Raw genomic sequence first — 12134 nt, forward strand, 5'->3', positions numbered from 1 at the left:
CGGCGCACGCTAGCAACGGCCCTCAGAGGGTGGACCGCTCCGCCCCCGGGCCAGTCGCCGGGCGGGGTTGGGCGAGCGCGAGCACGATGCCGAGCACCAGCACCGCGGCCGAGACGAGCAAGCCGGAGGTGAGGCTGTCCAGCCGGTCGCTCACCCACCCGGTGAGCACCGGCCCCACGGTCTGGCCGAGGCCGAAACCGACTGTGGCAAAAGCCATTCCGGCGGTCCAGTGCGGCTGCGGCAGCGCCTCGCGCACCGCCACCGTCATTGCCGTCACGACGGTGAGGAAGGTGCCGCCGACGAGGGCACCACTGACGTACGCCAGGGCCGGCTCGGTGCTCCACGCCGGCATCGCGGTGCCGAGCGCGAGCACCCCCATCACCAGCGCCATGCCGCGCCCGCCGGGCAGCCGCCCGAGCACCCGTCCCCACACGAGCCCGCTGGCCGAGGCGGCCACCCCGACCACGGCCCAGAACGTGGCGACCTGCGGCGTGCTGAACCCGCGCTCGGTCAGCAGCGCGATGACGAACGTCAGGTAGGCGATGTAGCCGATGCCGAAGCAGGTGTAGCCCGCGACGACGGGGGCGATCGAGCGCCGGTCCCAGCGCTCGGCGTCGGCCGCGGGAGGGGCCGGGTCGGACGTACGCCGGCAGGCCCAGGCCGCCACGACCGTCGCCGCGGCCGCCACGGCGGCTAGCGCCACCCAGCCGAGGCGCCAGCTGTCGTCGGTGACCGCGAGGATCGCCGGCACGAGCAGGCCGGCCAGCACGATGCCGAGCCCGGCACCGCCGAAGTAGATCCCGAGCATGAGCGCGGCCCGCCCCTTGCTGGCGCGGTGGCTGGCCTCGGCCACGATGCCGGCGCCGAGCACGAAGCTCAGCGCGCCGAAGAGCCCCGCGAGCAGACGGATCACCAGCAGCAGCGCGAAGCTGCTCGTCGAGGCGGTGGCCAGGAGCATCAGCGCGGTGGCGGCGCAGCCGAGCAGGAAGCAGCGCCGCGCGCCGAGCCGGGTCGCGAGCGTGGGTGCGGCGAGCGCCCCGATCAGATAGCCAGCGGCGTTGGTGGTGTTGAGCGTCCCGGCCGCGGAGTAGGACCACGCGAGCTGGTCGCGCATGGGCGGCAGGAGGAGGGCGTACGCGAACCGCGCGAGCCCGAGCGCGATCAGCGGACCGGCCGACATGCCGACCGCGACCGCGATGCTGCCGTTCCCGTCGTCGCGCCGAGTCGTCGTCGTCACTCTCGTGAACCTAGTGGCGCGACGCGGCGGCCCCGCCCGCCAGAAGGTGTGGAATGCGCATGGTTCATGCTCGTTGTACAGAGTGGACGAATGTGACCGCTAGTGCAGGAGCACCCATGGCAACGCAAGAGCTGACCGCCGACAACTTCCAGCAGACCGTCCAGGGCGAGGGCATCGTGCTCGTCGACTTCTGGGCGTCGTGGTGCGGCCCGTGCCGCCAGTTCGCGCCGGTGTACGAGGACTCGTCCGACAAGCACGAGGACATCGTCTTCGGCAAGGTCGACACCGAGGCCGAGCAGCAGCTGGGCGCGGCGCTCGGCATCACCTCGATCCCGACGGTGATGGCCTTCCGCGACGGCATCCTGCTGCACGCGCAGCCCGGCGCGCTCCCACCCGCGGCGCTGGAGGACCTCATCTCCCAGGTGCGCGCGCTCGACATGGACGACGTGCGCGCCAAGGTCGCCGAGCAGCAGCAGGGCGAGCAGGCCTCCGGCGACCAGCCGGAGTGAGCGACCGGCCTCACTCCTCGCCGAGGCGGGGCGGGCGGCGGCGGTAGTCCGCCGGCGTGGCGCTGAGCCGGATCGGGTTGGCCACCTGGCGTACGCCATCGATCTCGACCACGGCCGGCGCGCCCACGCGCTCGGCCAGGGCGAACGCGTCGGGCAGCGTGTTGACCGGACCGCAGGGCACGCCCGCGGCGAGCAGCCGCTGCGACCACGCGTCGGCCCCGTCGCTCTCGAGCAGCCGCTCGAGCTCGGCGGTGAGCTCACCGGCGTGCGCGACCCGGGCGGCGTTGGTCTCGAAGCGCGCGTCGCTCGCGAGCTGCAGGACGCCGAGCTCGGTTGCGAGAGAAGCGAACTGGCGGTCGTTGCCGACGGCCAGGATCACCGGCCGGTCGGCGGTGCGATAGAGCGCGTAGGGCGCGATCGAGGGGTGCTCGTTGCCGGTCGCGACGGGCACGACACCGGTCAGCAGGTGGGCCGACGCCTGGTTGGCGAGGGCCGACAGCGCCGACGACAGCAGGTTGACCTCGACCCGCTGCCCCTCGCCGGTGCGGTCGCGGTGCCGCAGCGCCGCGAGGATCCCGGTGGTCGCGTGCAGCCCGGTGATGATGTCGAGCAGCGCCACCCCGACCTTGGTCGGCTCGTCGGGCGACGGCCCGGTCACCGACATCAGCCCGCTCATCGCCTGCACCAGGAGGTCGTAGCCGGGCATCTGCGAGTCGCGGCCGAATCCGGTGACGCTGCAATAGATCACGTCGTCGTTGACGGCGCGCACGTCGTCGAGCCCGAGACCGAGCCGGTCCATGACCCCGGGCAGGAAGTTCTCGATCACCACGTCGGCCTCGGCCGCCAGCGCGAGCGCCGCGTCTCGCCCCTCGTCGGTGCGCAGGTCGAGGACGCGGGAGGACTTGTTGCGGTTGACCGACAGGAAGTACGTCGACTCGCCGTCGTCGGTGAACGGCGGCCCCCAGGCGCGGGTGTCGTCACCGGCGCCGGGCCGTTCGATCTTGATCACCTCGGCGCCGAGGTCGGCCATCAGCATCGTCGCGTAGGGCGCCGCCAGCACCCGCCCGAAGTCGGCGACGACCAGGCCCTCGAGTGCACCGGTCATCGCAGCTCGCCACCGGCATGCGTCGAGAAGGCTTGTGCGACATCGGTTTCCGCGAGCAGGGCGGCCTGGAGCAGCAGCCTCGCCTGGAGCGGTACGAGGGCGCCGGCGCGCACGAGCCCCATCTCGAGCAGCTCGACCTCGCCGCCGGAGTATCCGTAGGTGCGGCTCAGCACCTCGCCCGCGCCGGTGCGCGAGGCCAGCACCACCGGCATGCGCCCGACGAGCGCGCGCAGCGGGTCGAGCCAGCTGGTGTGCACGTGCCCGCCGCCGAACGCCGCGATCACGGCGCCGCGATAGCCGAGGTCGGGCAGCGCGCCGAGCAGCCGGCCGTCGTCACCGAGCGTGGCCGTCACCAGGGCGACGGGCGGCACGTCCTCGACGGCGTCGGGCAGGCGGAGCGCGGGGCGGCGGTGCGGCCGCTGCGCGACGCGCACCCGGTCCTCGACCACCCAGCCGACCGGCCCCGGCCACGACACGAACGCAGCGGGGCTGCTGGTGTGCGCCTTGCGCACCGAGCGCGCGGCGTGCAGCTCGTCGCCCAGCACGACGAGCACGCCGAGGTCGCGCGACTGCGGCGAGACGGCCGTGCGCACCGACGCCAGCAGGTTGGCCGGCCCGTCGGCCCCGACCACGCTCGCGCCGCGCATCGCGCCGGTCAGCACCAGCGGCTCCGGGCGGTCCCAGACGAGGTCGAGCAGGAAGGCGCTCTCCTCGAGGCTGTCGGTGCCCTGCGACACCACGACCCCGTCGGCGCCGCCGTCGACCAGCTCGCGCGCGCGGGCCGCGACCCGCAGCAGGTCGGGCATCGTCACCCGGGCGCTGCTGACCTGCAGCAGGTCCTCGCCCGCGACGTCGGCCACGTCCGTCAGGCCCGGCACGGCCGCCGCGATCTGGGCGGCGCCGAGGCCCGGTCGGCTCGGCGCGCCGGGCTCGTCGGGGATCGAGGCGATGGTGCCGCCGAGCGCGAGGTAGCCCACGCGCGGCCGGATGGTGGGCACGGGCTGCTCGGTCGTGCTCAGCGGAAGGCCTCCGCCCCCGTGAGCGCCTTGCCGATGACCAGCTGGTGCACCTCGCTGGTGCCTTCGTACGTCAGCACCGACTCGAGGTTGTTGGCGTGCCGGATGACGGGGTACTCCAGCGTGATCCCGTTGGCGGCCAGGATGGTGCGGCACGTGCGCGCGATCTGGATCGCCTCGCGCACGTTGTTGAGCTTGCCGACGCTCACCTGCTCCGACTGCAGGGTGCCGGCGTCCTTGAGCCGGCCCAGGTGCAGCGCGAGCAGCTGGCCCTTGCCGAGCTCGAGCGCCATGTCGGCGAGCTTGGCCTGGGTCAGCTGATAACCCGCGAGCGACTTGTCGAAGACCTTGCGGTCCTGGGCGTACTCGATCGCGCTCTGCAGGCAGTCGCGCGCGGCGCCCATCGCCCCGAACACGATGCCGAACCGGGCCTCGTTGAGGCAGCCGAGCGGGCCGCGCAGCCCCTGCACCTCGGGCAGCACCGCGCTGCCGGGCAGACGCACGTCCTCCAGCACCAGCTCGGAGGTGACCGACGCGCGCAGCGACAGCTTCTTGCCGATCTTGGGGGCGCTGAACCCGGCCGAGTCGGTGGGCACGACGAACCCGCGGATCTTCTCGTCGGTCTGCGCCCAGACGACCGCGACGTCGGCGATCGAGCCGTTGGTGATCCACATCTTCGTGCCGTTGAGCACCCAGTCGTCGCCGTCGCGCCTGGCGCGGGTGCGCATGCCGGCCGGGTTGGAGCCGAAGTCGGGCTCGGTCAGGCCGAAGCAGCCGATGGCCTCGCCGGCGGCCATCCGCGGCAACCACTCCTGCTTCTGCTCCTCCGAGCCGTAGGCGTGGATGGCGTACATCGCGAGCGAGCCCTGCACCGACACCAGGCTGCGGATGCCGGAGTCGCCGGCCTCCAGCTCCTGGCAGGCCAGGCCGTACGACGTCGCGGACATGCCCGCGGCGCCGTAGCCCTCGAGGTGCATGCCGAGCACACCGAGCTTGCCGAGCTCGAGCGCGAGCTCGCGGGCGGGCAGCTCACCGGTCTCGAACCACTCGCCGATGTCGGGCTTGATCCGCTCGTCGACGAAGCGGCGCACCGCGTCGCGGATCGCGCGCTCGTCGTCGTCGAGCAGGGTGTCGAGGGCGAACAGCTGATCGGTGGTCATGGGTGCGGGCACGGCGGTGCTCCTCTCCTCGGGCGTTCACCCCAGGATGGCACACACTAAGCGCTTGCTTAGTCGACGCGTCTCGCTCCGTGAGCCTGCTCAGCCGGCGAGCGCGGGCGCCTCGTCCGGCGCCTCCGCCGGCGGGGTGACCGGGACGACGGGCGGTGCGTCCTCGGGCACCGAGGCCGCGGTGCCGTTGCCGAGCTTGGGTCGCTCGCCCGGACGGACGTACTCCATCTCGGAGTCGACGGTCGCCCGGCGCATCTCGAGAGAGTCGAGGAGGTAGTTCTGGCGGACCATCCACGGGCGGCGGTCGCCGCGCTTGGGGAAGGTCGCGACCAGCCGCTGCACGTAGCCCGACGTGAGGTCGAGCACCGAGAGCGACCGCAGCGGCGCACCCTTGACGCGCGGGACGAACGCGGCGAAGCCGCCCTTCTCGGTGTGCTTGACGACGCGACAGAAGAACTGCGCCGACAGGTCCGAGCGCAGCGTCCACGACGCGTTGGTGTAGCCGATCGACAGGGCCGCGTTGGGCACGCCCTCCAGCATGCAGCCGCGATAGACGAAGTGCCTCGACAGGTCGACCTGCTCGCCGTCGATCTCGACGTCGGCGCCACCACCGAGGAGCATCTGCAGGCCGGTCGCGGTGACGATGATGTCGGCCTCGATCAGCTGGCCGGAGCCGGTGCGGATGCCCTCGGGCACGAACTCGGCGATCGTGTCGGTGACGATCTCGGCGTTGCCCTTCTTCAGCTCCCGGAACAGGTCGCCGTCGGGGATGATGCACACGCGCTGGTCCCACGGCTTGTACGGCGGCTGGAAGTGCTTGGGGTCGTACGCCTCCGAGCCGCGCAGCGCGACCCGTGGCCCCGAGGTGAGCACCTTCGTCGCGACCTTCGGCATCCGTCGCGAGAACTGGTAGAAGCCGAGCGTCTGCACGATGTTGCGCCACCGCGTCAGGGTGTACGCCCGCTGCTTGTTGCTCATCCGCGCGCGCATCTGGTTGGCGACCGGGTCGGCGCCCGGCAGCGGCAGGATGTACGACGGGGTGCGCTGCAGCATCGTCACTTGCCCGGCGCCGCGCTCGGCGAGCGCCGGCACCAGGGTCACGGCCGTCGCGCCGGACCCGATGACCACGACCTTCTTGCCCCGGTAGTCCAGGTCCTCGGGCCAGAACTGCGGGTGGACGACCTGCCCGCGGAAGGTCTCCCGCCCGGGGAACGGCGGGGTGTAGGGCGCCTCGTAGCTGTAGTAACCGGAGGCGAAGTAGACGTACTTCGCGCGCACCTCGCCCGGCCCGTCGGCCCGGTCGACCCGCACCGTCCAGCGCTCCTGCTCCGAGGACCAGGAGATGCCCCGGACCATGGTGTCGAGCTGGATGTGCTGGTCGATGGCGTACTTGCTCGCGGTGTGCTTGATGTAGGCGAGGATGTCGTCACCGCCCGCGATCGAGCGCTCACCCTGCCACGGCTCGAACGGGAAGCCGAGGGTGTACATGTCCGAGTCGGACCGCAGCCCGGGGTACTTGAACAGGTCCCAGGTGCCACCGATCGAGGAGCGGCCCTCCAGGATGGTGTAGCTCAGGTCGGGGTTGCTCGTCTGCAGTCGATAGCCGATGTCGATGCCGCTGATGCCGGCACCCACCACGACGACGTCGAACTCCTGCTGGTCGGACATGCTGCCTGCCTCCATCGACGGCTACGCGCTGATTACGGCAGCGTAACTTAGCCGGGGCCGTCTTGCCGGAGAACGTCGACGGCGACCTTGAGCTCGCTGCTCTCGGCCTCGGTGTAGATCACACCCTTGAGCGGCGACACGTCGCGGAAGTCCCGGCCCCAGGCGGTCACGACGTAGCGGCTGTCCACCAGGTGGTCGTTGGTCGGGTCGAGGTCGATCCAGCCGCCGCCGGGCACCATCGCGGCGGTCCAGGCGTGGGTGGCGTCGGAGCCCTGCAGCTTCTTCTTGCCCGGCGGCGGGAAGGTCTCGAGGTAGCCGCTGACGTAGCGCCCGGGCAGGCCGACCGAGCGCAGGCAGCCGGCCGCGAGGTGGGCGAAGTCCTGGCAGACCCCCTCGCGCTGCTCGAGCAGCTCCGGCAGCGTCGTCTTCACCGACGTGGCGCCCTTGGCGTAGCGGAAGTCGGCGAAGATGCCGCGGGTCAGCGCGACGAGCGCGTCGCCGAGGGGCGCGTCGTCCGGCAGGTACGTCTGCGCATAGTCGCGCACCTGCGGCACCACGTCGACGAGCGGCGACGGGAGCAGGTAGGTCGTGCGCTCGACCGGATCCGCCTGCGCCGCAACGAGATCCCGCGCCTGGGCGACGGTCGTCTCGTTGAGCCGGTCGAGGTCGGGGCGCGGCCACGCCACGTCGACGCGCGAGGTCTTGGTGACGACCAGCTCGCGGTGCGGGGTGCGCACCTCGACGTAGTGGCTGAAGTTGCCGAAGAAGTCGCGGTGCTCGGTGACCAGGTCGGGCTCGGGGCTCACCTCGATGTCGCTGGAGCGCACCGTCTGGCTCACCGTGTCGCGCGGCTGCAGGCACCCCCGCTCGTAGCAGGAGGTGACGTCGTCGCTGTAGGTGTAGGTCGTCTGGTGCCGCACGACATAACTGCGCGGTGCGTAGACGTCCTCTTTCTCCGGCTGCTCAGCCACGGGCCACCCCCTGCGACTGCGACTGGCGCTGCGACTGGGAGAAGGTCCACTCGGTGAGCTGGGTGCCCTGCGGTCCCTTGCGCCGGAAGTGTTGCGAGGCAAGGGCGTTCGCGAGCGCATCGACCCGGCCGCGCAGGTCGACGAGCAGCCGGTCGAGGCCGCTGCGGTCGGTCGCGCCGAGCGTCTCGACGTCCAGCTCGGGCAGGTCCATCGCGATCGCGGCGCCGGCGGCCACGCCCTGCGGGTCGTCGACCAGGCGCAGGTCCTCGGAGAACCGGTCGAGCTGGAAGGCCAGCGAGCGCGGGTTGGCCCGGTCGACCAGCAGCAGGTGCAGCGCGGACTGCACCGGCACCGACGGGCCCTCGCCGGCGGACGTGCGGCGGCGGTGGGTGATCACGCTCTCGCCGACCTGCAGCACCGCCTCGACGATCTGCCCCTCGATGACCGGCGAACGCTCGATCGCCAGCGTCGCGCGCACCAGCTCGACGGTGAGCGCGGCCCGCTCGACGCGCACGCCCGCATCGACGTACGCCCAGGTCGCGTCGCGGATCATGCTCTGCTGCACGATCCCCGCGAGCGCGAGCGAGGACTCCAGCACCGCCTCGAGGGTGTCGCGGCGGCTGGTGTTGGGCTCGCCGGCGCGAGCCAGCGTCTGCTCGAGGCGGGCGAGCACCGGCCAGGTGTGCAGCGACAGCTGGTCGCGCACCCGCTGGGCGCACTGGACCAGCCGGGCGACGGCGTACGCCAGGGTGCCGGGCGTGGACTCCTCGCCGACGAGCAGGCTCAGGTGCGCCTCGGGGTCGGTGGCCCACTGGTCGGGCGCGGTGTAGTCGAGGCCGGTGCCGGTGCGCTGCTGCGGCGCGATGCCGGTGACCATCGTGACCGCGTGCTGGATCGACTCCATCGCGATCGCGCCGAGCGAGCCGGGGCGGGCGGCGTAGTCCTCGGTGAGGTCGTCGACGACGGACAGGATGCGGGCGGTGGCCTCGACGCGCTCGGCGTAGCGACCGAACCAGTGCAGGTCGTCGGCCATGCGGGGCGCGAGGGTGCCCGCGGCCAGCGCCGGCGCCGCGGGCTCGGCGGCCGACTCCCGCTCGGACCAGTCGGGCGCGGCGTCGCGACCGGCGAGCACCCACACGTCCTTGGCGAGCGCACCGGCGTTGTTGGACACGACGTCCTGCTCGGCCTCGCCGGCCACTCGGCCGAGCGCGCCGGGGAGGAACGCATAGCGGTCGTCGTGGGCGACGCCGAACGTGCGCAGCACCAGCCGCCGCGGCTCGATGCCGTTGCCGGTCACCACCGGCGCGGTCGACTCGGGCAGCGGCTCCTGCGCCGCCCAGGCCCACGGTGTCGCCTCGACGCGGGCGGCCAGCTCGTCGCGCTCGGACGCGCTGAGCAGCCACCCGAACCGGGTGCTGGTCCCCGCGTCGCGGCTGAGCGGTTTGATGACCAGACGGTCGAGGTTGGCGAGCACGTGCTGCCGGTCGGTGTCGTCGCCGCACCACCACGAGTCCGGTTGCGGCAGCAGCAGATCCTCGCCGAGCAGGTCGCGGCTGATGGGCGCCAGGAAGTGCAGGAGGCAGGGGTTCTCGAGCACGCCGGCCCCCATCGGGTTGACGATCGACACCTGCCCGCGCCGGGCGGCGTCGATGAGCCCGGGCACCCCGAGCTGGCTGCCCGAGCGCAGCTCGAGCGGGTCGGCGAAGTCGGCGTCGACCCGGCGCAGGATGACGTCGACCGGCTGGTCGGCGCCGGGCGTGCGCATCCACACCCGCCCGTCGCGCATCGCCAGGTCGTCGCCCTCGACGAGCGGGAAGCCGAGCAGGGTGGCGAGGAACGCCTGGTCGAAGGCCGTCTCGCTGCCCGCGCCCGGGCTGAGCACGACCACGCGCGGGGCCTCCGCGTTGGTCGCGGCGGAGTCGAGCAGGGCCGCGCGCACGGTGTGGAAGAAGCCCCGCAGACGTGCGGTGGACGTACGGCGGTGGACGGCGGGCAGCGTGCGCGCCACGATGCGCCGGGTCGCCATGGCATAGCCGGCGCCGGACGGCGCCTGGGTGCGGTCGCCGAAGACGACCCAGCCGCCGTCGGCGGACCGGGCGACGTCCGTCGCGGCGAGGATCAGCTGCTGCCCGGTCGGCAGGGCGATGCCGTCGGCCTGCCGGACGAAACCGGGGTGGCCGAGCACGATCTCGGGCGGGACGACGCCCCGGCGCAGCAGGCGGCGCGGGCCGTAGACGTCGCGCAGGATCAGGTCGAGCAGCCGCGCGCGCTGCTCCAGCCCGCGCTCGAGGGCGGCCCACTCCGCGCTGCCGACGATCGTGGGCAACGGGTCGATGTGCCAGTTGCGGGCCTGCGCGCCGTCGGCGGTGGCGCCGTAGGTGATGCCGTCGCTGCTGACGTAGCGCGCGGCCTCGGCGGCCTTCGCCCGCATCCCGCCGGGCCCGAGCGCGTCGATCGTGTCGGCGAGCATCTCGTCCTCGGGGTGCACCCCCTCGGCGCCCACGAGCTCGTCGTACCCCGGGAGGCGGTGCGGCTCGGCGGCCCCGACGCGGCGCAGCGCCGCGCGATAGGACTCGACCGCGCCACCGGACCCCTCGGGCTGGGTCGACACCTGAGCAGACATCGCCCCGACCCTACGTGCCACGGTCGGCAGGATGAGTCAGGCGGCGGGCCTGTCCCGCATCTCGTGCACCGGTGAACGATCTGCCGGGGTGGCGCCGAGGCGGGCGCGCCCACCCCGGGTCGGCGTGGGCATACTGCGCGCGTGAGCGAGTGGGAAGGCGCGCTGGCGGGTTCGGCCCTGCTGCGCGACGTACGTCTGGTGCCGCTGACGCAGGCCGCGCCCGCGGGACCGGTCGACGTGCGCGTACGCCGGGGTCGGGTCGTGCAGGTCGGTCCGGGCCTCGCGCCGGAGGGCGAGGAGACGCACGACGGCGGCGGGCGCTGGCTGATGCCGGGCCTGTGGGACCAGCACGTGCACCTGGGCCAGGCCGCGCTGACCCGCACCCGCATCGACGTGTCGGCCGCGCAGTCGGCACCCGAGGCGGCGGCGATCGTGGCCCGCGCGCTGCCGGCGGGCGAGCACGCCGAGCCGTGGCGCGTGATCCAGGGGTTCGGGCAGCGGCCGGCTCTGTGGCCGCAGCAGCCCACCGCGGCCGCCCTCGACGAGGTCGTCGGCGACACCCCGGTGGTGCTGGTGAGCGGCGACGCGCACCACGGGTGGCTGTCGACCGCGGCGTTCCACGTGCTCGGGATCCCGCCGCGCGAGGGGATCCTCGAGGAGGAGGAGTGGTGGCCGGTCTTCGCGCGGCTGTCGTCGCTGCCGGGGGCCGAGCAGCTGCTCGACGCGGGCTACCGCGCGACGTTCGCCGACTGCGCCGCGCTCGGGCTCGTCGGCATCACCGACCTGGAGATGGGCGAGGGCTGGTCGGAGTGGCCCGGCCGGGTCGCCGACGGTCTCGACACGATGCGGCTGCGGCCGGGCGTCTACCGCCAGGACCTCGCCGGCGTGCTCGAGGCGGGCGTGCGCACCGGCGACCCGCTCGGCGACTCCGGGCTGGTCACGATGGGCCCGCTCAAGGTCATCTCCGACGGGTCGCTCAACACGCGAACGGCCTTCTGCTGCGAGCCTTTCGCCGACTCCGGCGACCTGGCCGAGCCGTTCGGCGTGCAGAACGTCACGCCCGAGGAGCTGCGCTGGCTGCTCGACCAGGCGACCGACGCGGGGCTGGAGGCGGCGATCCACGCGATCGGCGACCACGCCCTCGCCGACGCGCTCGACGCGTTCGAGCAGACCGGCGCGCGCGGGTCGGTCGAGCACGCCCAGCTCGTGCGCCTGGGCGACGTGCCGCGCATGGCCGCGCTGGGCGTACGCGCCTCGGTGCAGCCGGTGCACCTGTGGGACGACCGCGACGTCATCGACCACTGCTGGCCCGACCGGGCGCAGCGCTGCTTCCCGCTGGCGACCATGCGCGACGCCGGGGTGGAGCTCGCGCTCGGGTCGGACGCGCCCGTCGCGCCGCTCGACCCGTGGCTCGCCGTCGCCGCCGCGGTGCACCGCTCGGCCGACGAGCGCGAGCCGTGGCAGCCGCAGGAGGCGCTCACCCTGCGCGGCGCCCTCGCCGCCTCGACCGACGGGCAGGGCACCGTGGCCCCCGGGTCGCGCGCCGACCTGCTGCTACTGGACGTGAACCCGCTGGATCTCGAGGGAGATTCGCGGGCCCAGGCCGATGCCGTACGCCGGTTGCGGCCGCTGCTGACGATGGTCGCCGGCCGCGTGGTCCACACCCGCTGACCCCACGCTGATCGAGTAGGGCACATCCACGCTGATCGAGTAGGGCGAGGCGCTAGCCGAGTCCGTATCGAGATCACCCACCAGGGTCTCGATACGCCTCGCCTAGCGGCTCGGCTACTCGACCAGCGTGGGTCACCAGGGTCTCGATACGCCTCGCCTAGCGGC

9 protein-coding genes are annotated in these 12134 nt (G+C 73.2%); 2 read left to right on the top strand and 7 right to left on the bottom strand.

The window, feature by feature from the left end; all coding sequences use genetic code 11:
• Positions 1-22 precede the first annotated feature (22 nt).
• A complete protein-coding gene (locus tag FB554_RS13960) occupies positions 23-1237 on the bottom strand; it encodes a YbfB/YjiJ family MFS transporter (RefSeq protein WP_142007002.1) in 1215 nt (404 codons plus the stop codon).
• Positions 1238-1353: 116 nt separating this feature from the next.
• Here FB554_RS13960 and trxA point away from each other — a divergent pair, with 116 nt between their 5' ends.
• Complete coding sequence (gene trxA, locus FB554_RS13965) at positions 1354-1746, top strand: thioredoxin (protein WP_142007003.1); 393 nt, start codon at positions 1354-1356, stop codon at positions 1744-1746.
• 10 nt (positions 1747-1756) lie between these two features.
• On the opposite strand, the gene FB554_RS13970 is transcribed toward trxA, so the two are convergent.
• The 6 genes from FB554_RS13970 to FB554_RS13995 form a co-directional block, all read right to left on the bottom strand.
• Entirely contained in the window at positions 1757-2851 is a 1095-nt protein-coding gene (locus FB554_RS13970) for a CaiB/BaiF CoA transferase family protein (RefSeq protein ID WP_142007004.1), read from the bottom strand.
• On the bottom strand, positions 2848-3849 hold the full coding sequence (locus FB554_RS13975) for an asparaginase (protein WP_142007005.1): 1002 nt from the start codon (positions 3847-3849) through the stop codon (positions 2848-2850). The genes FB554_RS13970 and FB554_RS13975 overlap by 4 nt, the downstream gene beginning before the upstream one ends.
• Before the next feature lie 17 nt (positions 3850-3866).
• Positions 3867-5027: an acyl-CoA dehydrogenase family protein gene (locus tag FB554_RS13980; RefSeq protein ID WP_142007621.1), complete on the bottom strand. Its 1161-nt coding sequence runs from the start codon at positions 5025-5027 to the stop codon at positions 3867-3869.
• 99 nt (positions 5028-5126) lie between these two features.
• Entirely contained in the window at positions 5127-6704 is a 1578-nt protein-coding gene (locus tag FB554_RS13985) for a flavin-containing monooxygenase (RefSeq protein WP_142007006.1), read from the bottom strand.
• Positions 6705-6751: 47 nt separating this feature from the next.
• The gene (locus tag FB554_RS13990) at positions 6752-7675 is read right to left on the bottom strand and encodes a transglutaminase family protein (RefSeq protein WP_170206726.1); all 924 of its coding nucleotides are present in this window, start codon (positions 7673-7675) and stop codon (positions 6752-6754) included.
• Positions 7668-10298: a circularly permuted type 2 ATP-grasp protein gene (locus FB554_RS13995; protein ID WP_142007008.1), complete on the bottom strand. Its 2631-nt coding sequence runs from the start codon at positions 10296-10298 to the stop codon at positions 7668-7670. Before FB554_RS13995 ends, FB554_RS13990 begins: the two co-directional genes overlap by 8 nt.
• Positions 10299-10439: 141 nt before the next feature.
• On the opposite strand from FB554_RS13995, the gene FB554_RS14000 reads away from it, so the two are divergent.
• Positions 10440-11969 carry an amidohydrolase gene (locus tag FB554_RS14000; RefSeq protein ID WP_142007009.1) on the top strand — a complete coding sequence of 510 codons (1530 nt, stop codon included), beginning with the start codon at positions 10440-10442 and terminating at the stop codon, positions 11967-11969.
• Positions 11970-12134 lie beyond the last annotated feature (165 nt).

Source organism: Barrientosiimonas humi, assembly GCF_006716095.1.
GTDB lineage: Bacteria > Actinomycetota > Actinomycetes > Actinomycetales > Dermatophilaceae > Barrientosiimonas > Barrientosiimonas humi.

Excerpts from the sequence above, each read along its gene's own strand:
- trxA (WP_142007003.1), top strand. The coding sequence starts at position 1,354 with ATGGCAACGCAAGAGCTGACCGCCGACAACTTCCAGCAGACCGTCCAG.
- FB554_RS13970 (WP_142007004.1), bottom strand. The coding sequence starts at position 2,851 with ATGACCGGTGCACTCGAGGGCCTGGTCGTCGCCGACTTCGGGCGGGTG.
- FB554_RS13980 (WP_142007621.1), bottom strand. The coding sequence starts at position 5,027 with ATGACCACCGATCAGCTGTTCGCCCTCGACACCCTGCTCGACGACGAC.
- FB554_RS13985 (WP_142007006.1), bottom strand. The coding sequence starts at position 6,704 with ATGTCCGACCAGCAGGAGTTCGACGTCGTCGTGGTGGGTGCCGGCATC.
- FB554_RS13995 (WP_142007008.1), bottom strand. The coding sequence starts at position 10,298 with ATGTCTGCTCAGGTGTCGACCCAGCCCGAGGGGTCCGGTGGCGCGGTC.